The sequence below is a fragment of the Cypionkella sp. genome (assembly GCF_034376685.1).
Classification (GTDB): Bacteria; Pseudomonadota; Alphaproteobacteria; order Rhodobacterales; family Rhodobacteraceae; genus Cypionkella.
The window spans coordinates 11714-34593 of record NZ_JAXMJJ010000058.1 but is presented as its reverse complement, the minus strand read 5'-3'; the positions used below and the strand labels follow the sequence as shown (position 1 = coordinate 34593).

The following is a 22880-nucleotide window of genomic DNA, read 5'->3' as shown; positions in this document are numbered from 1 at the left end:
CGATATTCTGCTGGGCAATACCTATCATCTGATGCTGCGGCCCACGGCGGAGCGGATCGCGCATTTGGGTGGTTTGCACAAGTTCATGAACTGGGAGCGTCCGATCCTGACGGATTCGGGCGGGTTTCAGGTGATGTCGCTGGCCGCCTTGCGCAAGCTGACCGAAGAGGGCGTGCGGTTTTCCAGCCACATTGATGGATCAAAGCACATGCTGAGCCCTGAACGCAGCATGGAGATCCAAAAGCTGCTCGGGTCGGACATCGTGATGTGTTTCGATGAATGCCCGGCGCTGCCCGCGACGGATGCGGTCGTGGCGAAGTCGATGGCGCTGTCGATGCGATGGGCGCAACGCAGTCGCGATGCGTTTGGCGACCGGCCCGGTCATGCGTTGTTCGGCATCATGCAGGGCGGGGTGACGCCGCATCTGCGTGAGGAATCGGCGAAGGCGCTGACGGCGATTGGCTTTGATGGCTATGCGGTGGGCGGCCTTGCGGTGGGTGAAGGCCAAGAGGCGATGTTGGGCGTGTTGGACTATGCGCCGGGGATGTTGCCTGCGGATAAGCCGCGCTATCTGATGGGCGTGGGCAAACCGGATGATATTGTCGGGGCGGTCGAGCGTGGCATTGACATGATGGATTGCGTGTTGCCGTCACGGTCGGGGCGCACCGGGCAGGCCTGGACGCATCGCGGACAGGTGAATATCAAGAATGCGCGGCATATGGATGATCCGCGCCCGCTGGACGAAAGTTGCACTTGCCCGGCATGTCGCAACTACAGCCGCGCCTATCTGCATCATGTGTTCAAATCCGGCGAGATCATCGCGAGCATGTTGATGACATGGCACAACCTGCATTATTATCAGGAATTGATGCAGGGCCTGCGCGATGCGATTGCGCAGGGTCGGTTGGCGGGGTTTGTCAAAGACTTCCACGCCACGCGCGGGCAGGGCGATATAGAGCCGATCTGAGACGCTGTATCTTGCCATCCGCTTCATGTAGGGCGGCAAATCTGAACCAATCTGCTCTTGCCCCTGCCAGATCACGGGCGCATGATTGCACCAGATGCAGTGGTTGACAGGCCGGGTTGCCACACCCAAATACATAATCCGAAGGGGAAGGCTGACGCGCTGCCGATGACCGGGGCCATAGCCTTCCTGCCAGATAAGGAACGCGATATGACTGATACTCTCGCCACGAGCTACCCGGTTCTGCCGCTGCGTGACATCGTGGTCTTCCCGCATATGATCGTGCCGCTGTTTGTAGGGCGCGAAAAATCGGTGCGGGCGCTGGAAGAGGTGATGGCGGATGACAAGCAGATTCTGCTGTCGTCGCAGATCGACCCTTCTGTCGATGACCCGGCGACCGATGGAATTTACCAGATTGGCGTGCTCGCCAATGTGCTGCAACTGCTGAAGCTGCCCGATGGCACCGTGAAGGTGCTGGTCGAGGGCAAGGCGCGGGTGAAGATCACCGAATTCATCGAAAACCCCAGCTTCTTTGAAGCCCGCGCGGATCGGCTTGAAGAACTGCCCGGCGATAAAGAAGCCGCGGGCGCCATGGTGCGTGTCGTGGCCGAAGAATTTGAGCGCTACGCCAAGATCAAGAAAAACATCCCCGAAGAGGCTTTGTCGGCCGTCTCGGAAACTCGCGAACCTGCGCGGTTGGCGGATTTGGTGGCGGGGCACCTCGGTGTGGACGTGGGCCTGAAGCAGGAATTGCTGGAGACGCTGGACGTCGCTGAGCGTCTGGAGAAGGTTTACGGCCAGATGCAGGGCGAAATGTCGGTCTTGCAGGTTGAGAAAAAGATCAAGACTCGTGTGAAAAGCCAGATGGAGCGCACCCAGCGCGAGTATTATCTGAATGAGCAGATGAAGGCGATTCAGAAGGAACTCGGCGATGGCGAGGATGGCCAGAACGAGTTGGCTGAACTTGAAGCACGGGTGAAGGCGACCAAATTCTCGAAAGAGGCGCGGGACAAGGCCGAGGCCGAGCTGAAAAAGCTGAAAAACATGAGCCCGATGAGCGCGGAAGCGACCGTTGTGCGCAACTATCTTGACTGGCTGCTGTCGGTGCCGTGGGGGGTGTCTTCCCGCGTCAAGAAAGATCTGGCTGCGGCGCAAAAGGTGCTGGATGCGGATCACTACGGGCTGGAGAAGGTCAAGGAACGCATCGTTGAATATCTGGCGGTGCAGGCGCGCTCGACCAAGCTGAAAGGGCCGATCCTGTGCCTTGTTGGCCCTCCGGGTGTCGGTAAAACCTCGCTGGGGCGGTCGGTGGCGAAGGCGACGGGGCGTGAGTTTATCCGAATTTCCTTGGGTGGCGTGCGTGACGAGTCTGAAATCCGTGGTCACCGTCGGACTTATATCGGCTCGATGCCCGGCAAGATCATTCAGGCGCTGAAGAAGGCGAAAACGACCAACCCGTTGATCTTGCTGGATGAGATCGACAAGATGGGTCAGGATTTCCGCGGCGATCCGGCGTCGGCAATGCTTGAGGTGCTCGACCCGGAACAAAACGCCACCTTCGTGGATCATTACATGGAGGTCGAATACGATCTGTCCAACGTGATGTTCATCACCACGGCGAACAGCTACAACATGCCGGGGCCGCTGCTGGACCGGATGGAGATCATTCCGCTGTCGGGCTACACCGAAGACGAAAAACGCGAGATCGCCAAGGGCCATTTGGTGCCGAAGCAGATCGCGGGCCATGCCTTGAAGAAGGGCGAGTTTTCGGTGACCGACGGCGCTTTGACCGAGATGATCCGCACCTACACCCGTGAGGCTGGGGTGCGGAATCTGGAGCGGGAAATCGCCAAGCTGGCACGGAAGGCCGTGACCGAGATCGTCAAGAAAACCGCCAAGGTGGTTGAGGTGACGGAGGATAAGCTGGAAGGCTACCTCGGTGTGAAGCGCTATCACTATGGTCTGGCCGAGCAAACCGATCAGGTTGGCGTGGTGACGGGTCTGGCTTGGACATCTGTGGGCGGCGATCTGTTGCAGATCGAGGCGTTGCGGTTGCCGGGCAAGGGTCGGATGAAAACCACCGGCAAGCTGGGCGATGTGATGAAAGAGAGCATCGAAGCGGCTGCCTCTTTCGTGCGCTCGATCAGCCCGGAGCTTGGGGTGAAACCGCCGAAGTTCGAGACGATGGACATCCACGTCCACGTCCCTGAAGGGGCGACGCCGAAAGACGGGCCTTCGGCTGGTCTGGCGATGGTGACCTCGATCGTGTCGGTGATCACCGGCATCCCGGTGCGCAAGGATATTGCGATGACCGGGGAAGTCACCCTGCGCGGCAATGCTCTGCCGATTGGTGGGCTGAAGGAAAAACTGCTGGCCGCGTTGCGGGGCGGGATCAAGACGGTGTTCATTCCGGCTGAGAATGAAAAAGACCTGATCGAGATTCCTGATAACGTGAAGCAGGGCTTGCAGATCATCCCGGTGACCAACGTGCGCGAAGTGCTGGCACAGGCTTTGGTGCGTCAGCCCGAGCCGGTTGAATGGGACGAAGCCGCCGAAGAAGCCGCCGCTGCTGCGCGGGCCTTGTCGGCGGGCAATCTTCCGGCGTCTTTGGCGCACTAAGCAAGTTCAAAAGTTAAGCAAAGGCGCGGGGGTAACCTCGCGCCTTTGTGCTTTTTTGTCCGGTCGGCGTTGGTTTTACACAGATTTTACAGGTATTCGTTTCCCGCGATGAAATTATCTTCTATGCTCGTTTCCAAGCAAGAACCAATGGGAGAGCGTAGATGCCCACGAAACCCGCAGCCGCAAAAACCAGCAAAGCTGCGCCGAAAATCACGGCGAAAGCGGCAGCCGCAAAGCCCGCGACCGCCAGAAAGCCCGCCGCGAAACCCAAGATCGCCGCAGCAGCGGCCAAGCCCCAAGTGAAAGAGCAAAGCATGAACGAAGTTGTCGAGATCACCGATCCGAACGCAAAAATCGTTGCACAAATGAAAGTGAAAGACCTGATCGAGCGCGTGGCTGCGGCCTCGGATCACAACAAGAAAGACGTGCGTGCGATTGTTGAGGCAACCTTGGCCGAGCTTGGCAAGGCTTTGGAAGCTGGCGAAACCCTGATCCTGCCGCCCTTTGGCCGGGTGCGGATTGCCAACCAGAAGTCGGACGCAGCCGGTCAGCTGATGACGCTGAAACTGCGTCGTGGCGGCGAAAAGAAGCCCGGTAAAAATGCCGGAGAGGCCCTTGCAGAGGCCAGCGAAGCCAGCTAAACACCGCGCCAACGGGAGATTAGCTCAGTGGTAGAGCGCGTCGTTCACATCGACGATGTCAGGGGTTCAAATCCCTTATCTCCCACCATGATACAAGAAACGCAGCCTTCGGGCTGCGTTTTTTGTTGCCTTGCGGGCTTGTGCTGCTGCGGGGCATTGGCTATAGCGACGGCGTGGGTTGTTAGCTCAGTTGGTAGAGCGTCTCGTTTACACCGAGAATGTCGGCGGTTCGAGCCCGTCACGACCCACCATTTTCAATCACTTAGCAGATCTGTTGGCCTCGTGCTTCGCACTAGCTGCGTCGCTGTTGCCAAATCTGTCTGCGCTTGGCGGATGGCGCTGTTGTGTGCTGCTGCACAGCGCACGCGCGGACGTGCCCCTTTGTGCAGATCGGGTTTAGGCTTATCTTTACCTCAACTGATGGAGGCGAATATGAGTTGGAATCCTTTGCTAGACGCGTCAATTCCGCTGGGTGATCAGGTGGATGCGATTGAGGCGCTGATCATTCCGCGGGCGCGGGATCTGGGCGGGTTTGAGGTGCGCCGTGCCTTGCCCTCGGCACAGCGGCAGATGGTGGGGCCGTTTATCTTCTTTGACCAGATGGGGCCTGCCGAGTTTCTGACCGGCAAGGGCGTAGATGTGCGCCCGCATCCGCATATTGGTCTATCGACGGTGACTTACCTCTTGAAAGGTCGGATGCATCACCGCGATTCTCTGGGCACCGATGCGTGGATTGCCCCCGGTGAGGTCAATCTGATGCAGGCCGGGCATGGCATCACCCATTCCGAGCGCACCGATGGCGCTTTGCCGCAAACACTGTTTGGTTTGCAGACATGGTTGGCGCTGACCAAAGCGCAGGAGGATGCGCCGCCGGCGTTCCACAATCTGGGCGTTGATGCGCTGCCGTTTCTGGAGGCCGAGGGCAAGCAGGTGCGGCTGATTCTGGGCTCGGCCTGGGGGGCGAAGGTGCCGTTGGATCTGTCGTCTGAGACTTTTTACGCCGATGCGACGCTGGCTGCGGGGGCGTCGCTGCCCTTACCAGATGAGCATGAGGATCGCGGGGTCTATGTGCTGCAGGGTGAGGTTTCGCAGGGCGGGCAGAGCTATGGCGCAGGCTCGATGCTGGTGTTCCGGCCCGGTGATGGTATCTCGGTGAAGGCGGGGGCTGAGGGCGCGCGGATCATGGTTCTGGGTGGCGCGACGATGGATGGTCCGCGGCATATCTGGTGGAACTTTGTGGCCTCATCCAAAGAGCGGATCGAGGCTGCGAAAGAGGCGTGGCGGGCGGGGGATTGGGCGCATGGACGCTTCCAACTGCCACCTGCGGACAACGAAGAATTCATCCCGGCACCAGAACGTTGAAAAACCTGTCGGAACCTGCTTGACGCCGCTTGGCCCCTTGCGTAATACCCCGGCACGCCTATGAGAATAGGCGCCTCGGGCAACCGGGGGCAAGGCGGCGGTGGTAGCTCAGTTGGTTAGAGTACCGGCCTGTCACGCCGGGGGTCGCGGGTTCGAGCCCCGTCCACCGCGCCATTTCACAGAAACTTCCCTAGTCTGTGCCGGACGTGTTTGCTTGCTTCATCGGCGTGCGTGGGGTTTTGCACCCCACACCCCGCAGAGTATTTTTGCCAGTATGAAAGCAAATTTTAGATAGGTTTTAGGCGATTTGCCTACAGCTTCAGCCGGTAGCGGACATGGCCGTCGCTGGGGGTGATGCTGTCATAGAGGCGGCGGGCGGTCGCGTTGCCCTCATCGGTGTGCCAGTACAGCCGATGCCAGCCGTTGGCTTTGGCCAGTGCCTGCAAATCCGCGATCAGCGCGCGGCCGACGCCTTTGCCGCGTGCATCGGGGCTGACAAACAGATCTTCCAGATAGCAATCCTCGCCCATCACCCAAGTTGAGGGGTGGTGGAGATGGACGGCGAATCCCAAAACTGTGTCGCCTTCGACGGCCAAACGGATTCGCATCGGGCTTTTCGGATCATGCGCGCGCGCCCAGGTGTTGGCGGTGACTTCGGGGGCGAGATCGACCTTGTAATAGGTCAGATATTGCGCCCATAGCCCGCGCCATGCGGCCTCGTCCTCCGGGGTGGTATTGCGGATTTTAACTGTCATATCAGGGCCTTCCAGTTGGGCGTTCACGGCGAAATCTCGCAGTTTTCACAGGGTTTCACAAGGCGGTGCTCCCGGATTTCCTTTTGATTTGGCGGGTGTATAAAACCCGTGAAGCCGGGATCTGCCGGACGGAAAACCTTCCGCCGACGCGACAGACCGAGACGGTTTCAACGCATGACCGAAGGGGTGCGCCCCCGGTCCAAAATTCGGAGTTACGCAGATGCGTGCTTACATGCTTCCCGCCGCGATCATTTTGTCCATCGGCGCAGGATCGCTGGCAATGGCCGCGACCACCACGGATGGGGTGATCAAATCGCTGGATATGAAGACCAACACCATCACGCTGGCGGACGGCACCGCCTATACGCTGCCGAAAGGCTTCAAGGATCCGGGGCTGAAGGTGGGCGAGAAGGTCGCTGTGGTGTGGGATTTGAAGGGCGGGGTTTACGAGGCCACGGCGGTGAGCATCGTCAAAAGCTGAAACTGGCCGCAAGGCTGGGGAACGGGGGCCAGTTGGCCCCCGTTTTCTTCATGCGAGTTTCGCGAGGATGCGTGCCCAAGAGCGAATGCCTTTGTGGAAGCATTCGAGATCGTATTTCTCATTCGGCGAGTGGATCTGGTCATCATCGCGGCCAAAACCCATCAACAGCGCATCCATGCCCAGATAGGTCTTGAAATAGCCCGCAATCGGGATCGAGCCGCCGCAACCGACATAGGCCGCCTTGCGCCCCCATTCCTCTGACAGACCGGCGCGGGCGATCTCGAAGGCGGGATCGTCGATTGGCATCACGCTGGCTGGCCCTGCGCCGTGACTTTTCCATTCCACGCTGCAATCGGCGGGCAGTTGCGCCTCGACCCAAGCGCGGAAATTTTTGCGGATGGCTTCCGGGTCTTGATCGCCGACCAGCCGGAAGGAAATTTTGGCATGCGCCTGCGCTGGCAGTACGGTTTTGAAGCCGTCCCCGGTATAGCCGCCCCAGATGCCGTTGATTTCAGCGGTCGGGCGCGACCACAGCATTTCCAAGGGCGTGCGGTCTTGTTCACCTGCCGGAACCGACAGGCCGACGCTTGCCAGAAAGCTGGCGTGATCGAAGGCAAGGCCTTGCCATTGCTGGCGGATGTCGTCGGGAAGTTCGGTGACGCCATCGTAGAACTGCGGGATGGTGATATGGCCCTGCGCGTCGTGCATGTTGCCCAAAATCCGCGACAACACCCGGATCGGGTTTTGCGCCGCCCCGCCAAAGCTGCCGGAATGCAGGTCTTTGTTGGCGGCGTGGATGGTGAGTTCTTCGCCCAACAACCCGCGCAGCATGGTCACGATGGCGGGCGCGGTATCGGAAAACAGCCCGGTGTCGCATATCAGCGCGATATCGGCCTTTAGTTCGGCGGCATTGGCTTGCATGAACGGGATCAGCGACGGCGAGCCCGATTCTTCTTCGCCCTCAAAAAAGATCGTCAGCTTGCCGGGCAGGGTGCCATACACCGCCTTCCAGGCGCGGCAGGCCTCCAGAAAGGTCATCAACTGGCCTTTGTCGTCTGAGGCCCCGCGCGCCCGGATCACTTTTCCTTTTGGCGTATCCTGAATTTCGGGGTCAAACGGGTCGCGATCCCACAGGCTGAGGGGATCGACGGGCTGCACATCGTAATGGCCGTAAAACAGCAGGTGTTTGTCGCCCTCGCCGCCGTGGGCGACCACCATCGGATGGCCGGGGGTGGGGCGGGAGGAGGCTTCAAAGCCCAATGATTTCAGATCCTCGACCAGCCAATCGGCGGCCTTCGCGCAGTCGGCCTTGTAGGCGGGGTCGGTGGAAATCGAGGGTATGCGCAGCAGGTGCAGCAGGCGATCCAGCGCCTCGGGCAGATCGGTGTCGATGCGGGACAGGACGGCATCCAGAGTCATCGGGCTCTCCTCAGGGTTTTATCGGCAATATCATGTCGAGGTGACCCTAACAGGACGAGGGGGACTGTCCAGTGGCGGCAGGCTGGGGTAGAAAGCATGAAATTCAGGCAGCCGGAGATGTGGCATGATGAAGTATTTTGGTGCTGGTGTGGCTTTGGCGCTCGGTCTGGCAACGGCGGGCGCGGCAGAAGCGGTCAAGACCGAGGTGGCAGAGCTGGGCGGGTCAAGCATCACCCTGCATCTGCAACCGTTTCTGACCGAGGTGGAGTTGAGCACGCTGCGGGTGGTTGCGACCAACACCGAAGCGCTGGCGCTGTTCGTGCCGGACAGCAGCAAGGGATATGCCGCACTGGCGGTTTCTCCTGATGACGGGTTCCTGCCTGCGGGCGCGCCTGCGGCTTCGGCGCAGGCGATCGGCGGCTTGCCGGATGCGGCCACGGCGGCGAAAGATGCGCTGGCGGCCTGTGACAAGCTGCGCAAGGGCTCGGCGGATTGTGTGCTGGTGTTGGAGATTGCACCCAAGGGGTGACGCGGATGGCGTGGCAAATTGCCATCTTTTGCGTGGCAGTGATTTGACGCACATCAAGGTATCTTGTGGCCATATGTTTAAACTGGGCGGCAGGATGATGGAGAATGTAATGAACTACGAAGCCGCCCTTGATACCGCGATTGGCCGTTTGCATGACGAGGGCCGCTATCGCACGTTCATTGATATTGAGCGTCGCAAGGGGGCTTACCCGCATGCAGTCTGGCGCAAGCCGGATGGCACAGAGGCAGATATCACCGTCTGGTGCGGCAATGATTACTTGGGCATGGGGCAGCATCCGGTGGTGCTGGCGGCGATGCACGAGGCTTTGGATGCAACCGGCGCAGGCTCGGGCGGCACGCGGAATATCTCTGGCACGACGGTTTATCACAACCAGCTAGAGGCCGAATTGGCCGATCTGCATGGCAAAGAGGCGGCCTTGGTGTTCACCAGCGCCTATATTGCCAATGACGCCACGCTGAGCACATTGCCGAAACTGTTCCCCGGTCTGATCATCTATTCTGACGCGCTGAACCATGCCTCGATGATCGAAGGTGTGCGCCGCAATGGTGGGGCGAAGCGGGTGTTCCGGCACAATGACGTGGCGCATCTGCGCGAGTTGTTGGCCGCTGATGACCCGGCCATCCCGAAGCTGATCGCGTTTGAATCGATCTATTCGATGGATGGCGATTTTGGCCCGATCAAGGCGATCTGCGATCTGGCGAATGAGTTCAACGCGCTGACCTATATCGACGAAGTGCACGCGGTTGGCATGTATGGCCCGCGCGGGGCAGGGGTGGCGGAACGTGATGGTCTGATGGGCCGGATTGACATCATCAACGGCACTTTGGCAAAGGCTTACGGGGTGTTTGGCGGCTATATTGCTGCAACTGCGAAGATGGTCGATGCGGTGCGTTCCTATGCGCCGGGGTTCATTTTCACCACCTCTTTGCCGCCTGCAGTGGCGGCAGGGGCTGCGGCCTCGGTGCGCTATCTGAAGACGGCACAACACCTGCGCGATGCCCAGCAAACCAATGCCAGCATACTCAAGCTGCGGTTGCGCGGGCTGGGCCTGCCGATCATCGACAATGGCACGCATATTGTGCCTGTGCATGTCGGCAACCCCATCCATTGCAAGATGCTGTCGGACATGCTGCTGGAGCAATTTGGCATCTATGTGCAGCCAATCAACTTCCCGACGGGGCCGCGCGGCACCGAAAGACTGCGGTTTACGCCGTCTCCGGTGCATGATTCGCAGGCAATTGACGCAGTTGTGAAGGCGATGGACGCGCTTTGGGGGCACTGTGCGCTAAATCGTGCCGAAGCTGTGGCCTAAATGTCTTTCTGCACATGCAGAATCGCTTGCCCTATGTTAGCTTTTGCCCAATAGACAAAATATGAGTCGCCCTAAGGGTGACAGGGGATAACGGGGCAGACATGGGGCTCAGCGCATGATCGGGCGGAGGGTGAAAACTCCGGCAGCCGAAGTGGATAAGCCGAAAGGCTTTGACGATTTTGAGCTGCGCTTGGGGGATTTGATGCGGGGCGAGCGCGCCACGCTGGGCAAATCCCTGCTGGATATTCAGCGCGAGTTGAAGATCAAGGCCACCTACATTGCAGCCATTGAAAATGCCGATGTTTCGGCATTTGAAACCCCCGGTTTTATTGCGGGCAACGTGCGGTCTTACGCGCGTTATCTGGGCATGGACCCGGATTGGGCCTTTGCCAAGTTCTGCCGCGAGGCGAATTTTGAAGTGGCGCATGGTATGTCGGCGGCGGCATCTTCGGTGTCGATGACGGCTTTGCGCGCCCGGCAAGTGGCGCAAGAGGGCCGTGAAGGCTTTGGCGATCTGAACACCGCCTTTGTGCCGCGCGGCGAAAGTCTGTTTGCGCGGGTTGAACCGGGGGCGATTGGCTCGGTTCTGGTGTTGGTGGCGTTGATTGGGGCGCTTGGCTATGGCGGCTGGTCGGTGTTGCAGGAAGTGCAGCGCGTGCAACTGGCCCCGGTCGAGCAGGCTCCGGTGGTGGTGGCTGAACTTGATCCGCTGGCCGGTGTGCGGGCGGCGCCGGAGCAATCGGCGGATGCGGGCACAGATGCGACGACGGGCAGCGATCAGTTGGATCGGTTGTATCAGCCCGAGGCGTTGGATGCTCCGGTTCTGACGGCACGCGATGGCCCGATTGGCACGATCAATCCGCGCGCGGCAGGTGTTCTGACCGCCGATGCAGGCGTTGAACAGGCTCCGGCTGACTCGTTGCAGCAAGCGATTGACGACACGGTTCAGGTTGTGGCGGATGCCAAGCCCGGCGTCGAAGTGCTGGCTGTGCGCCCGTCCTGGGTGCGGGTCTCGGCTGCGGATGGTACTGTGCTGTTCGAGAAAATTCTGGATGCCGGTGAGCGGTATGCGGTGCCACCGTTGCAACAGGCGGCTTTGCTGCGCTCGGGCAATTCGGGCTCGATCTATTTCGTGGTGAACGGCAAGACTTACGGCCCCGCAGCGCCCGGCGCGCAGGTGGTGAAGAATGTGGCATTGTCGGCTGAGGCCCTGACCGCGGGCTATCAGACTGCCGACAAAGGCGAGGATGCGGATCTGGCGAAGTTTATCAACGTCGCGGATGCAGTTGATCCGGCGGTGGGTGTCGATCTGCCGCAGGACGTGATCGGGGTTCCTTCGGAATAAGCAAAGTTGATGCGGCCAAAGGCCCCGGACGGTTGCTCCGGGGCTTTGGCTTGTCTATCTAGGGGGCAGCTTAAAGGAGCCCGCCATGACCCATAATCCGATCCGCCCTTGGCGAAACATCGAACGGCGGGTGTCGCGGCAAATTCGCGTCGGCAAGGTGCTGGTCGGGGGTGATGCGCCGATTTCGGTGCAGACCATGACCAACACTTTGACCACCGATGTCGCGGCGACGATTGAGCAAATTCAACGCTGTGCGGTGGCGGGTGCGGATATAGTGCGGGTGTCGACGCCAGATGAGGGCAGCACTTTTGCGCTGCGGGAGATCGTGCGCGAAAGCCCGGTGCCGATCGTCGCCGACATCCATTTCCACTACAAACGCGCGATTGAAGCTGCTGAGGCGGGGGCGGCCTGTCTGCGCATCAACCCCGGCAATATCGGCAATGCGCAAAGGGTGCGCGATGTGGTGCAGGCGGCGAAAGATCATGGCTGTTCCATTCGTATCGGGGTCAATGCCGGATCTTTGGAGAAGCATCTGCTTGATAAATATGGTGAACCTTGCCCGGATGCGATGGTGGAATCCGGCATGGACCATATCCGGTTGCTGCTGGACAATGATTTCCACGAGTTCAAAATCTCGGTGAAGGCGTCAGATGTGTTCATGGCCGCCGCCGCCTATCAGCAATTGGCGATGGCCACCGATGCGCCGATCCATCTGGGGATCACCGAGGCGGGGGGGCTTGTGTCCGGCACGGTGAAATCGGCGATTGGGTTGGGCAACCTCTTGTGGTCGGGAATTGGCGATACCATCCGTGTGTCGCTGTCTGCCGATCCGGTCGAAGAGGTGAAGGTCGGCTTCGAGATTCTGAAATCGCTTGGCCTGCGCCATCGCGGGGTGACGATCATCTCTTGCCCGTCCTGTGCGCGGCAGGGGTTTGACGTGATCAAGACCGTCTCGGCGCTGGAGGATCGGCTGGCGCATATCACCACCAGTCTCAGCCTGTCGATCATCGGTTGCGTGGTGAACGGGCCGGGCGAGGCCTTGATGACGGATATCGGCTTTACCGGCGGCGGGGCGGGATCAGGCATGGTCTATCTGGCGGGCAAGCAGCATCACAAACTGGGCAACGAGGGTATGGTCGATCACATAGTTGACCTGGTTGAGAAAAAGGCGGCGGAGATTGAGGCCGCTGAGCGTGAGGCAGCTGACCGTGAGGCGGCGCAGGCGGTATAGGGCTGCGCGTATGTCATCGGGCGGATGGGGGTTTCACACCCCCAAGCCGCATTGCTGAAGCAGCAATGCGGCTTACCCCGTGGGATATTTGAGCACAGAGGATGACAATTTTAGATAAGTTTTAGAGGCTTGGCTTTGGCGGCTTAGCTTTTACGCTCGGCCGCCACGATCTGCTGCATCCCGTCCAGCGGCACATACCCGCGCAGCATCTGGCTGTCGATCACGAAGGTCGGGGTGCCGCTGATCGACATCTTGTTGCCAAGCTCCTGATTGGCCGCGATCACCGCAGTGACCTCATCCGACGCCATCCGGTCGAGCACAGGCTTGGCATCAAAGCCGAGATCGGTGGCAAGGCGGCCCAGCGTTTCGGCATCGGGCGTGCCGCGCAGGGTGATCAGCGCATCATGGGCCTTTTTGTAGGCATCGTTGCCATGCAGTTGCAGCACCGCAATCGCAAACCGGGCCGAGGCGACGGAGTCATCGCCGAGGATCGGGTATTCTTTCAGCACCAGACGGATATTGCCGTCGGCTTTCACCAGATCCTCGACATCCTGATAGGCTTTGCGGCAATAGCCGCAGCGGTAATCCATGAATTCGACGACGGTGATATCGCCATCGGGGTTGCCACCGACCCACGAGGCTTTGTCGGCGAAGAGATCGGCCTTGTGCTCGACGATCAACTGCTGGTCGCTGGCAAGCTCTGCTTGCGCCTGACGGTCGTTCAGCACATTCATCGCATCGACCAGAACTTCCGGGTTTTCAAGCAGATAGGCTTTGACCTCGGCGCGGAATGCGGTGCGCTCGGCCTCGGTCATCGATTCGATGCCTTCGGCGAAACTGGGCATGGCGAGCGTGCAGGACAACAGGGCGGCGAGAAGCGGCAGGCGCATCGGGGAACCTCGGTCTGGGCCGAAGTTCGGCCGGGGTTGACGAACGCCTTGTAGGCGGGACTATTGGCCGCAACAATAGGGGCTGGGTGATGGATAGATCAAGCCGGGGTCAGGTTGATCCCTTCATTGTGATGGATATGGTTGCCGAAGCGTCGGCGCTGGAGGCTTTGGGCCGGCGGATCATCCATATGGAGGTGGGCCAGCCGTCTACCCCGGCCCCACAAGGCGCGATTGCGGCGCTGTCGGCGCGGATGGGAACAGAGGCTTTGGGTTATACCGTGTCGCTGGGTATCCCTGAATTGCGGGCGGGCATCGCGGCTTTATATCAACGCTGGTATGGGGTTACGCTGAACCCCGAGCGGGTGATCGTCACCGCAGGCTCGTCTGGTGCGTTCCTGTTGGCGTTTACCGCCTTGTTTGATGCAGGCGATCGGGTGGGCTTGGGCGAGCCTGGCTATCCCTCCTATCGGCAGATCCTGAAGGCGCTGTCTTTGCAGCCGGTGGGGATTGCCACGCGGGCGGAGAACCGCTTGCAGCCGGTGCCGGAAGATCTGGCGGGGGTGGATATGCAGGGCCTGATTGTGGCCTCGCCGGGCAATCCCTCGGGCACCATGCTGTCGAAAGATGCGTTGCGCGATCTGATCGGATATGCCCATCAGCGCGGCATCAGCTTTGTCTCGGATGAGATTTACCACGGGCTGCATTATGGCGAGCGGGCGCATTCGGCACTGGAAATCAGCGACGATGTCTATGTGATCAACTCGTTTTCAAAGTATTTCAGCATGACTGGCTGGCGGGTGGGCTGGATGGTGGTGCCAGAGGATCACATCCGCACGGTAGAGCGGCTGGCGCAGAACATGTTCATCTGCGCGCCACATGTCAGCCAAGTGGCGGCCTTGGCGGCGCTGGATTGCATTGACGAAATGGAGGCCAATCGCGCGGTCTATGCCGAGAACCGGCGGCTGATGCTGGAAGGTCTGCCACGCGCGGGCTTTGACAAGATAGCACCGCCGGATGGGGCGTTTTATATCTATGCCGATGTCAGCGATTTCACGCAGGACAGCTTGGGCTTTGCGCGCGATATTCTGCACAAGGCCGGGGTGGCGGTGACGCCGGGGCTCGACTTTGATCCGGTGCGCGGCGGCCAGACCTTGCGGTTTTCCTATGCGCGCGGCACCGCGGATATTGTCGAAGGGCTGGAGCGATTGGCCGACTATATGGCGCAAAGATGAGGTGCGTTTTGCCTCTGGCGGGGATATTCAGACCAAGATGAAAGCGCTTGTTCGCCTTGTTTTGCTGATTTGCGCGCTGGCCTCGCCGGGGTTTGCGCAGCAGTTGTCGGGTCTGGCCAAATTTGAGGCGGGCGCGTCTTCGATTTCAGATGCGGGATCAGGCGTGCAGATTGATCTGGCGATCTCGCAGCCGGTGCCGTGGCGGGTGCGGGTGCTGGACAATCCGGCGCGGCTGGTGGTGGATTTCCGCGAGGTCGACTGGAGCGGGCTTTCGGATATGCCGCTGAAGGGTGAGAAGATCGTGGCGATCCGCGCGGGCGTGCTGCGCCCCGGCTGGTCGCGGTTGGTGTTGGAATTGGCGGGGCCGATGGAAGTGGCCTCGGCAGAGATGCACACGGGCGGGGCCGTTGCGGTGCATCTGCGGCTGGAGCCTGCAGCGACTGCACGCTTTGCGGAACTGGCTGCGCTACCCGAGCCTGCGGACTGGACATTGCCCAAACCGGTGGATCTGCCCAAGGCCGCCGCCAAGCAGGATGGCAAGCTGGTGGTGGTGCTGGATCCCGGCCACGGCGGGCTTGATCCGGGGGCGGAGCGCGATGGGCAGAACGAGAAGACCCTAGTGCTGCGATTTGCGCGGGAGTTGAAGGAATTGCTGCTGCGCGATGGCAGCTTTGATGTGGTGATGACCCGCGAAGAAGATGTGTTCGTGCCGCTGGAAACCCGGATTTCCATTGCGCATCAAGCGGGCGCGGATGTGTTCCTGTCGCTGCACGCCGATGCGCTTGCCGAGGGCGATGCCGTGGGCGCGACGATCTATAGTTTGTCAGAGGATGCCAGCGATGCGGCCTCGGCGGCGCTGGCCGAACGCCATGACCGCGATGATTTGCTCGCCGGGGTCGATCTGACGCAACAGGATGATCTGGTGGCCGAAGTGCTGATGGATATGGCGCGCACCGATACCACTCCGCGCACCGAGCGGCTGGCGACGGCGCTGGAGGTCGCGATCAAAGGACAGGGGCTGAAGATGCACCGCCACCCCCGGCAGCGCGCCAGTTTTTCGGTGTTGAAATCGGCGGATGTTCCATCGGTTTTGGTGGAACTGGGGTTCTTGTCGTCGGCCAGTGATCTGAAGCGGCTGGACGATCCGAAATGGCGGGCAAAGATGGCTGAAGCCATGGTCGCGGCCCTGAAGGCTTGGGGCAAGCAGGATGCAGGCTTGCAGGCGCTGCCGCTGAAGTAGGCGCTAAAGCAAGAACTGGCGGGGCTTTGCCCGGTTTCAGAAATCGCGCCGGAGTGTTTTGACCTTTGCCCATGCCCGCGTGTATAAGCGCGCGTGCGTGGGCAAAGGGCCTGTGGCATAGACGGGAATGACAAGCGTGCTCAGGTTTATCGGCTCTTTCTTCGGGGGCATTTTCACGACGATCACGCTAGGTCTGTTGTTCGGCGCACTGACTTTGGGCGCGGTATTCTGGATGTATTCGGCAGACCTGCCAAGCCATGACAGCCTTGCGCGCTATTCACCGCCCACCATCAGCCGGATTTACTCGGGTGAGGGGCGTATCGTTGATGAATTCGCCAAGGAACGCCGGCTTTTCGTGCCGATTGAGGATATTCCGCCGCTGGTGCGCGATGCGTTCATCTCGGCCGAGGACAAGCATTTCTACAGCCACAGGGGCTATGACGTGCAGGGCATGGCCTCGGCGATCTGGGATGCGATCAAGTCGCGCGGCAAGAACACCCGTGGCGCCTCGACGATCACCCAGCAGGTGATGAAGAACTTCCTGCTCGATGGGTCGCGCTCGGTTGAGCGTAAGGTCAAGGAATTGATTCTGGCCTCACGGCTGGAAGAGACGCTGTCGAAGGACAAGATCCTTGAACTTTACATGAACGAGATTTTCCTCGGGCAGAACTCTTACGGGGTGGCGGCGGCGGCGCAGACCTATTTCAACAAATCGTTGGATCAGCTTAGCCCCGCCGAGGCTGCGACCTTGGCGTCGATGCCGAAAGCTCCTTCGGATTACAATCCGGTGACGCAGAAAGAACGCCTGACGACGCGGCGGAATTATGTGCTGAACGAGATGCTGCAGAACGGCTATCTGGATGAGGTGGCCTATAAGGCGGCGCGTGAAGAGCCGCTGAAAACCGTGCAGAATGGCGATTACCCGGCCTTCCGCGAGGCGCTGCCGCCGCGCGATTACTTCACCGATGAAATTCGCCGTCAGCTGTCGGGTACCTTTGGTGAGGAAGAGTTCTTCGGCGGTGGCCTGTCGATCCGCGCCACGGCAGACCCCGAGCTGCAAGAGATCGCCGCTATCGCGCTGCGGCGCGGGCTTGAGAAATACGACCGCAATCAGGGCGTTTGGCGCGGCACCGGCAAGACCCTTCCTGCGGATGTTCTGGGTGATGAGACCGCTTGGCGCAAGGCTTTGTCTGAGGTCAGGGACATGCCGCGCGATGTGATCGGCTGGCATGTCGCCGTGGTGCTGGCTTTGGGCGAGAACACCGCCGAGGTCGGGATCGAAGATGTCGACGGCGTGCAGGAAATCCCTGCCAATGACGTGACTTGGGCGCGCAAGCGGCTGGAGGGCGGCAAGCTGGGCAAGAAAGCCCGCGTGCCTGCCGATCTGGTCGCCGTGGGTGATGTGGTGCTGGTCCGGCAAGTGACCGATGACAAAACCGGCGAATTTGTGCGCTGGTCGTTGCGGCAGGTGCCGGAAGTGCAGGGCGGCTTCATGGCGATGGACGTGAACACCGGCCGCGTCATGGCGATGCAGGGCGGGTTCAGCTATCAATCCTCGGTGTTCAACCGCGCCACGCAGGCCACGCGTCAGCCGGGCTCGTCGTTCAAGCCTTTCGTCTATGCGGCGGCGCTGGATTCGGGCTTTACCCCCGCCACGATCATTGTCGATGCGCCGATCGAGGTGGAAACCCCGCAAGGCTTGTGGACGCCCAAGAACTCGACCAACAAATTCTATGGCCCGACGCCGATGCGGACTGGCATCGAGCAATCGCGCAACCTGATGACGGTGCGGATCGCGCAGGAAATGGGCATGCCGCTGGTCGCCAGCTATGCCGAGAAGTTCGGCGTCTACAAGCCGATGCAGCCGTTCCTTGCCAACGCTTTGGGCGCGCAGGAAACCACGCTGTACAAGATGGTCGCGGCCTATGCGATGTTCGCCAACGGCGGTGAGCGGGTGGAACCCACGCTGGTGGACCGGGTGCAAGACCGTTACGGCAAAACGATCTATCGCCACGATCAGCGCAAATGCGAAGATTGCAATTCGCCGCGTCTGCCGAAGGGCGAAGCTGTTACCATTGACAGCAACCGTGAGCGGGTGATGGATGCGATCACCGCCTATCAGCTGACCTCGATGATGGAGGGGGTGATCCGGCGCGGCTCTGGCACGGGCGTCAAATTGCCGGTGCCGGTGGCGGGCAAGACCGGCACCACCAATGACGCCAAGGATGTCTGGTTTGTTGGCTATACATCGAACACCGTGGCAGGTTGTTACATGGGCTTTGACCAGCCGCGCAGTCTGGGGCCGGGGGCGTTTGGCGGCACCTTGTGCGTGCCGATCTTTCAGGAATTCATGAAAGAAGTCGTCAAGCGTCGGGGGGGCACCAAGTTCAAAGTGCCGCCGGGCGGCTATTTCCAGAATATCGACCGTTTCACCGGCGCGCTGCTTGGCCCGGATGCACGCGGCGACAATGTGATCTCTGAATACTTCCGTGAGGGCGAAGAGCCGCTCTATGCGCTGGGGGAGATCATTGATGGTGGCTTTGCGATGGGATCGAACCTGCCGTTGTTTGCCAACGGCGAAAGCGATGGCGGCGGATCGGATACGGTAACCACCTCGGATGGCCAGACGAAATCGGTGCCGAAGAAGGCGAATTTCGGCACGCTGTCGTCAGGTGGGCTGTATTAGCGGGGCTCTTGCCGCTTAAGCCTTGCCGCGCTATCACCCCGCCGAAGTATACGAAGGAACTCCCGATCATGCGCACCGAGACGCAATACAATGTCGATGCCATCACCAAATCCCTGCGCCTTTTGGGCCAGCGGATGGATTGGGAGACGGCGGCGCATCGGTTGGAAGAATTCGACGCGATGATCGAAGCCCCCGATCTGTGGAATGATCCCGCCAAGGCGCAAAAGCTGATGCGCGAACGCCAAGGGCTGATCGAGCAAATCTCAACCTACCGCCTGATCGAATCCGGCTTGCGCGACAACGTTGAGCTGATCGAACTGGGCGAGGCAGAGGGCGATGAAGACATCGTGACCGAGGCCGAAGAGGCGCTGAAGGGATTGGTTGATCTTGCCGGGGCCAAAGAGCTGGAGGCTTTGCTGAACGGCGAGGCCGATGGCAACGATACGTTCTTGGAAATCAACGCAGGCGCGGGTGGCACCGAAAGCTGTGACTGGGCGTCGATGCTGGCACGGATGTATGTGCGGTGGGCCGAGAAAAAGGGCTACAAGGTAGAATTGCAGTCGGAAAGTGCGGGGGATGAGACCGGCATCAAATCGGCGGGCTACAAGATTTCCGGCCTGAACGCTTACGGCTGGCTGAAATCCGAATCCGGCGTGCATCGTCTGGTGCGGATCAGCCCCTATGGGTCGGCAGACAAACGACAAACCTCTTTCGCCTCGGTCTGGGTCTATCCGGTGGTCGATGACAACATCGAGATCGACATTCCTGACCGCGACATCCGCATCGACACCTATCGGTCTTCGGGTGCGGGGGGGCAGCACGTCAACACCACTGACTCGGCGGTGCGGATCACCCACTTGCCGACCAATATCGTGGTGACAAGCTCGATGAAATCGCAGCACCAGAACCGCGAGGCCTGCATGAATGCGCTGCGCTCGCGGCTGTATCAGGTCGAGCTGGACCGCCGCAACGCGTCGATTAACGCGCAGCATGATGCCAAGGGCGATGCGGGCTGGGGCAACCAGATCCGGTCCTATGTGTTGCAGCCTTACCAGATGGTGAAAGACCTGCGCACCGGGCACGAAACCTCGGACACCGGCGGCGTGCTGGATGGCGATCTTGACAAATTCATGGCCGCGACTTTGGCGATGGATGTGGCGGGAAAATCGCGTGCCGAGGCGAATGCCGAAGAGTAAACGCCGATCCTGTTGCATCAAGATCGGGCTTTAATGCCTTGTCAAAAATACATCTTTCTTAAAATGACTTTCCCTGCATAGGCTTGCCGAAAGCGGGGGAGACGCATGGAACAAGTGCAGGCTGACAGGCCAGAGGTGATGCATGTCGAGGTCAGCGATCTGCGCATGGCCTTGCGCGCGGGCTGGCAGGACTTTCTGGCAGCACCGTATTACGGGCTGCTGTTCGCCTGCATCTATGTGATTGGCGGCTGGCTGATCTATTTCGTGGTGACCGGGACGGGGCAGGTGTGGTGGACGCTGCCCGCCGCTGCGGGGTTTCCGATTCTGGGGCCGTTCATCGCCTGCGGGCTATACGATGTATCGCGTCGCCTTGAAGCGGGTTTGCCGCTTAATCGGCACCAGACCTTTCTGGTGATCTTCCGGCAAAAGGATCGGCAGATCCCGTCGATGGCGGCGGTGATCGTGGTGTTTTTTCTGTTCTGGAACTTCCTGTCGCACATGATCTTCGCGCTGTTTCTGGGCAATGCGGTGATGACCAATGTGTCATCCTCGCTGGCGGTGTTTCTGTCGCCTGCGGGGCTGACCATGCTGGCAGTGGGCACCGCTGTGGGGGCGGTGTTTGCGACGCTGCTGTTCAGCTTGACCGTGGTCAGCCTGCCGATGCTGTTGGAGCATGAAGTGGATTTCGTTACTGCGATGATCACCTCGTTCGCGGTGGTCACCGAAAGCCCAGCAGTGATGCTGGGCTGGGGCGCGTTGATCGCGGTGGCGCTGTTTCTGGCGATGCTGCCGGGATTCTTTGGGTTGTTCGTCGTGCTGCCTGTGCTGGGCCATGCCAGTTGGCATCTCTATCGCCGCGCAGTCAGTTGGGAAGCCTGACTGAACAGTGACCCATCGGCACGGCCAAAGTCGCCGCCCTTGCAAGCGTGGCGGGATAGTCGAGGGGACCAAATGGCAACGGGCATTGAGGTCTGCCCCAATGCCCGTGCGGATAGTTCGATGCTGTACGTCCGTGCGAGAGTTTAAGACTCTTCGCTGGAGGCCGGAGCTTGCACAATCCGGCTGGCGGGCGCTGCGGCGCGGCCGGTCGACAGCGGATCGTCCTGACGCTGCACCGAGCCTTCGAAATGCGCACCGGATTCGATGGCGATGGTTTTGTGGATGATGTCGCCTTCGACCTTGGCGGTCGAGGTCAGGCGCACTTTCAAACCGCGCACCCGGCCGATTACCCGGCCATTGACGACAATATCGTCGGCCACAATCTCACCACGGATGGTTGCGGTTTCGCCCACGGTCAGCAGATGCGCGCGGATATCGCCTTCGACCGTGCCTTCAACCTGAATATCGCCGGTGGTGCGCAGATTGCCCACCACGGTCAGATCGGCAGACAGCACCGAAGCCGCCACTTTGCCCTTGGGCTGAGTGGGGGTGAAATCCATCGAGGGTTTGGTCACAGGTGCCTCCGGCGCTTTGGGCTTGTCGGTCTCGCCCGCTTTGGGGCCCGGTTCGTTGATGCGGCTTTTAGAAAACATTGTTCGCTGCCTTTATGAAGGTCATCGGATTTATCGCGGATCCGCCGATACGGATCTCGTAGTGAAGGTGAGTGCCGGTGGACCGGCCCGAGTTGCCCATATCACCGATCCGGTCGCCGCGCGATACCTTTTGACCGACTTCGACACGGATCTGCGACATATGGGCATAGCGGGTTTCGATACCAAACGCGTGTTGCACCTTCACCAGCCGACCATAGCCGTTTTCCCAGCCTGCATAGGTTACAACTCCGTCACCGGTCGTCAAGATCGGTGCGCCGTAGTCGCCCGCCATGTCCTGCCCCTCGTGGCGACGATAGCCGCGTCCCATCGGGTCATTGCGGCCGCCAAAGCCCGAGGTGTAGCGCACGGCGGTTTTCACCGGCATCCCGAATGGCGCCTTGAAGGCCGCCATGCGGTACATGTTCATGTTATCAAGGCTTTTCAGAATTGCATTGGCGCGGATTTCATCCATTGAGGCCGCTTGCCCCGAGGTGGACAGCGAAATCGGCGACAGTGGCCCCCCTTGGCCGCTGTAGCCCTTGCGCACGGCGGACAAAAGATCATCCGGCGACAGACCTGCGGCGCGGAACATCTTGTCCAGGGGCTCGACCGAGACGTTCATCGCCTCTTCAAGCTGCGCGAAGATCGCATCATTGCGCGCTTCAAGCTGTTGTTTCTCTTGGGTGATTTTTGCTGTCCGCTCATCGGCTTTGGCCGCTTGGGTCTGCATGGTGTCGCGGGCTTGCGCGGTTTCGCCCAAGCTGGCGGTCATCATTTCCAGTGTCGCATCAGCATCCGCCAGCCTTTCCGCTTCGGTGCGGCCAGCGGTGGGGACGTCGGACAGCGAGGCCACCTGTTCGCGCGCCTGATCGCGTTCCTTGATCACGCCGCGCAGGGTGTTCTGGATCACGTCGATGCCGGTTTCCAACTCACGCCGGCGATCTTCCGAGGCCAGCAGCCGCGCTTGCATCTGGGACACCTGTGCAAGAGCAAGGTTGAAGCGGCCCTGCGCGGAAGCGGCTTCTTCGGCGCGCAGATCGCGGTCAGCCGAAAGATCATTCAGCCGTTGTTCATAAAGGGCCTGCTGGCGTGCCACCTGTTGCCGCGAGGTGCCCGCCGAAATCGAATCGAGCAGCAGGACAGCGGTGGCCAAAATCGTCCAGGCCAGTGCCAGAGAGCCGAAGACCAGAGCAATCGCCTGCGTGCTGGGTCGCAGCCGGATGAAACGCGTCTCTGTATCAGATTTCAGGAAAAGCCGTTGTTCCGGCAGATACCGCTCCAACGTCGTGTGAATCCGATAGGTGAAGCGTGTCAGCACAGCGGCATGTTCCGGTTCTTTTGGCGCAAAGGGCGGGTGGGTTGCCCATTTGCCGGGCTCCTGCCTGATTAGCCAGCGCTTGTGGCAGTCGCAACAAATTTGACCAA

Annotated in this window: 19 protein-coding genes and 3 tRNA genes; 17 read left to right on the top strand and 5 right to left on the bottom strand. The window is 60.3% G+C overall.

Annotated elements, in window-relative coordinates; all coding sequences use genetic code 11:
• The 7 genes from tgt to U1A24_RS12020 form a co-directional block, all read left to right on the top strand.
• Positions 1–967, top strand: a 967-nt coding sequence (tgt, locus tag U1A24_RS12050) for a tRNA guanosine(34) transglycosylase Tgt (RefSeq protein WP_322322214.1), incomplete at its 5' end; no start/stop codon positions are given.
• 207 nt (positions 968–1174) lie between these two features.
• Positions 1175–3583: an endopeptidase La gene (lon, locus tag U1A24_RS12045; RefSeq protein WP_322322213.1), complete on the top strand. Its 2409-nt coding sequence runs from the start codon at positions 1175–1177 to the stop codon at positions 3581–3583.
• Positions 3584–3744: 161 nt separating this feature from the next.
• Complete coding sequence (locus tag U1A24_RS12040; protein ID WP_322322212.1) at positions 3745–4224, top strand: HU family DNA-binding protein; 480 nt, start codon at positions 3745–3747, stop codon at positions 4222–4224.
• A gap of 13 nt (positions 4225–4237) precedes the next feature.
• Positions 4238–4312: transfer RNA gene (locus tag U1A24_RS12035), tRNA-Val, on the top strand.
• An 87-nt stretch (positions 4313–4399) separates the two neighbouring features.
• Positions 4400–4475: transfer RNA gene (locus tag U1A24_RS12030), tRNA-Val, on the top strand.
• A gap of 181 nt (positions 4476–4656) precedes the next feature.
• On the top strand, positions 4657–5586 hold the full coding sequence (locus tag U1A24_RS12025) for a pirin family protein (protein WP_322322211.1): 930 nt from the start codon (positions 4657–4659) through the stop codon (positions 5584–5586).
• A gap of 97 nt (positions 5587–5683) precedes the next feature.
• Positions 5684–5760 (top strand) — tRNA-Asp (locus U1A24_RS12020).
• Between the two features lie 137 nt (positions 5761–5897).
• Here U1A24_RS12020 and U1A24_RS12015 read toward each other — a convergent pair.
• On the bottom strand, positions 5898–6341 hold the full coding sequence (locus tag U1A24_RS12015) for a GNAT family N-acetyltransferase (protein ID WP_322322210.1): 444 nt from the start codon (positions 6339–6341) through the stop codon (positions 5898–5900).
• 220 nt (positions 6342–6561) lie between these two features.
• Here U1A24_RS12015 and U1A24_RS12010 point away from each other — a divergent pair, with 220 nt between their 5' ends.
• Complete coding sequence (locus tag U1A24_RS12010; RefSeq protein WP_322322209.1) at positions 6562–6822, top strand: DUF1344 domain-containing protein; 261 nt, start codon at positions 6562–6564, stop codon at positions 6820–6822.
• 48 nt (positions 6823–6870) lie between these two features.
• Here the strand turns inward: U1A24_RS12010 and U1A24_RS12005 are convergent, their stop codons facing one another.
• Entirely contained in the window at positions 6871–8241 is a 1371-nt protein-coding gene (locus tag U1A24_RS12005) for a M20/M25/M40 family metallo-hydrolase (RefSeq protein ID WP_322322208.1), read from the bottom strand.
• 124 nt (positions 8242–8365) lie between these two features.
• Here U1A24_RS12005 and U1A24_RS12000 point away from each other — a divergent pair, with 124 nt between their 5' ends.
• From U1A24_RS12000 to ispG, 4 genes are all read left to right on the top strand, one after another.
• Complete coding sequence (locus tag U1A24_RS12000; RefSeq protein ID WP_322322207.1) at positions 8366–8770, top strand: hypothetical protein; 405 nt, start codon at positions 8366–8368, stop codon at positions 8768–8770.
• A 109-nt stretch (positions 8771–8879) separates the two neighbouring features.
• Positions 8880–10103 carry a 5-aminolevulinate synthase gene (hemA, locus tag U1A24_RS11995; protein WP_322322206.1) on the top strand — a complete coding sequence of 408 codons (1224 nt, stop codon included), beginning with the start codon at positions 8880–8882 and terminating at the stop codon, positions 10101–10103.
• 115 nt (positions 10104–10218) lie between these two features.
• Positions 10219–11448 (top strand): helix-turn-helix domain-containing protein, encoded by a 1230-nt coding sequence (locus U1A24_RS11990; protein WP_322322205.1) that lies wholly within the window; start codon positions 10219–10221, stop codon positions 11446–11448.
• 85 nt (positions 11449–11533) lie between these two features.
• Positions 11534–12679 carry a flavodoxin-dependent (E)-4-hydroxy-3-methylbut-2-enyl-diphosphate synthase gene (gene ispG, locus U1A24_RS11985; protein ID WP_322322204.1) on the top strand — a complete coding sequence of 382 codons (1146 nt, stop codon included), beginning with the start codon at positions 11534–11536 and terminating at the stop codon, positions 12677–12679.
• Positions 12680–12822: 143 nt separating this feature from the next.
• Here ispG and U1A24_RS11980 read toward each other — a convergent pair whose 3' ends face one another.
• Positions 12823–13569 (bottom strand): DsbA family protein, encoded by a 747-nt coding sequence (locus tag U1A24_RS11980; RefSeq protein ID WP_322322203.1) that lies wholly within the window; start codon positions 13567–13569, stop codon positions 12823–12825.
• A gap of 89 nt (positions 13570–13658) precedes the next feature.
• Between U1A24_RS11980 and U1A24_RS11975 the strand changes: the two genes are divergently transcribed.
• From U1A24_RS11975 to U1A24_RS11955, 5 genes are all read left to right on the top strand, one after another.
• The gene (locus U1A24_RS11975; protein WP_322322202.1) at positions 13659–14801 is read left to right on the top strand and encodes a pyridoxal phosphate-dependent aminotransferase; all 1143 of its coding nucleotides are present in this window, start codon (positions 13659–13661) and stop codon (positions 14799–14801) included.
• A gap of 37 nt (positions 14802–14838) precedes the next feature.
• On the top strand, positions 14839–16041 hold the full coding sequence (locus U1A24_RS11970) for an N-acetylmuramoyl-L-alanine amidase (RefSeq protein ID WP_322322201.1): 1203 nt from the start codon (positions 14839–14841) through the stop codon (positions 16039–16041).
• A gap of 136 nt (positions 16042–16177) precedes the next feature.
• Entirely contained in the window at positions 16178–18727 is a 2550-nt protein-coding gene (locus U1A24_RS11965) for a penicillin-binding protein 1A (protein WP_322322215.1), read from the top strand.
• A 68-nt stretch (positions 18728–18795) separates the two neighbouring features.
• Positions 18796–19923, top strand: coding sequence for a peptide chain release factor 2 (prfB, locus tag U1A24_RS11960; RefSeq protein ID WP_322322200.1), 1128 nt, complete (start codon positions 18796–18798; stop codon positions 19921–19923).
• Positions 19924–20028: 105 nt separating this feature from the next.
• The gene (locus U1A24_RS11955) at positions 20029–20802 is read left to right on the top strand and encodes a DUF2189 domain-containing protein (RefSeq protein WP_322322199.1); all 774 of its coding nucleotides are present in this window, start codon (positions 20029–20031) and stop codon (positions 20800–20802) included.
• Positions 20803–20945: 143 nt separating this feature from the next.
• Here U1A24_RS11955 and U1A24_RS11950 read toward each other — a convergent pair whose 3' ends face one another.
• A complete protein-coding gene (locus U1A24_RS11950) occupies positions 20946–21455 on the bottom strand; it encodes a polymer-forming cytoskeletal protein (RefSeq protein WP_322322198.1) in 510 nt (169 codons plus the stop codon).
• Entirely contained in the window at positions 21445–22773 is a 1329-nt protein-coding gene (locus U1A24_RS11945) for a M23 family metallopeptidase (protein WP_322322197.1), read from the bottom strand. Before U1A24_RS11945 ends, U1A24_RS11950 begins: the two co-directional genes overlap by 11 nt.
• Positions 22774–22880 lie beyond the last annotated feature (107 nt).

Excerpts from the sequence above, each read along its gene's own strand:
- U1A24_RS11975 (WP_322322202.1), top strand. The coding sequence starts at position 13,659 with ATGGATAGATCAAGCCGGGGTCAGGTTGATCCCTTCATTGTGATGGAT.
- U1A24_RS11990 (WP_322322205.1), top strand. The coding sequence starts at position 10,219 with ATGATCGGGCGGAGGGTGAAAACTCCGGCAGCCGAAGTGGATAAGCCG.
- U1A24_RS11980 (WP_322322203.1), bottom strand. The coding sequence starts at position 13,569 with ATGCGCCTGCCGCTTCTCGCCGCCCTGTTGTCCTGCACGCTCGCCATG.
- hemA (WP_322322206.1), top strand. The coding sequence starts at position 8,880 with ATGAACTACGAAGCCGCCCTTGATACCGCGATTGGCCGTTTGCATGAC.
- U1A24_RS11950 (WP_322322198.1), bottom strand. The coding sequence starts at position 21,455 with ATGTTTTCTAAAAGCCGCATCAACGAACCGGGCCCCAAAGCGGGCGAG.
- U1A24_RS11955 (WP_322322199.1), top strand. The coding sequence starts at position 20,029 with ATGGAACAAGTGCAGGCTGACAGGCCAGAGGTGATGCATGTCGAGGTC.
- U1A24_RS12000 (WP_322322207.1), top strand. The coding sequence starts at position 8,366 with ATGATGAAGTATTTTGGTGCTGGTGTGGCTTTGGCGCTCGGTCTGGCA.
- U1A24_RS12040 (WP_322322212.1), top strand. The coding sequence starts at position 3,745 with ATGCCCACGAAACCCGCAGCCGCAAAAACCAGCAAAGCTGCGCCGAAA.
- prfB (WP_322322200.1), top strand. The coding sequence starts at position 18,796 with ATGCGCACCGAGACGCAATACAATGTCGATGCCATCACCAAATCCCTG.
- U1A24_RS12025 (WP_322322211.1), top strand. The coding sequence starts at position 4,657 with ATGAGTTGGAATCCTTTGCTAGACGCGTCAATTCCGCTGGGTGATCAG.
- lon (WP_322322213.1), top strand. The coding sequence starts at position 1,175 with ATGACTGATACTCTCGCCACGAGCTACCCGGTTCTGCCGCTGCGTGAC.
- U1A24_RS12010 (WP_322322209.1), top strand. The coding sequence starts at position 6,562 with ATGCGTGCTTACATGCTTCCCGCCGCGATCATTTTGTCCATCGGCGCA.
- U1A24_RS11970 (WP_322322201.1), top strand. The coding sequence starts at position 14,839 with ATGAAAGCGCTTGTTCGCCTTGTTTTGCTGATTTGCGCGCTGGCCTCG.
- U1A24_RS12015 (WP_322322210.1), bottom strand. The coding sequence starts at position 6,341 with ATGACAGTTAAAATCCGCAATACCACCCCGGAGGACGAGGCCGCATGG.
- ispG (WP_322322204.1), top strand. The coding sequence starts at position 11,534 with ATGACCCATAATCCGATCCGCCCTTGGCGAAACATCGAACGGCGGGTG.
- U1A24_RS12005 (WP_322322208.1), bottom strand. The coding sequence starts at position 8,241 with ATGACTCTGGATGCCGTCCTGTCCCGCATCGACACCGATCTGCCCGAG.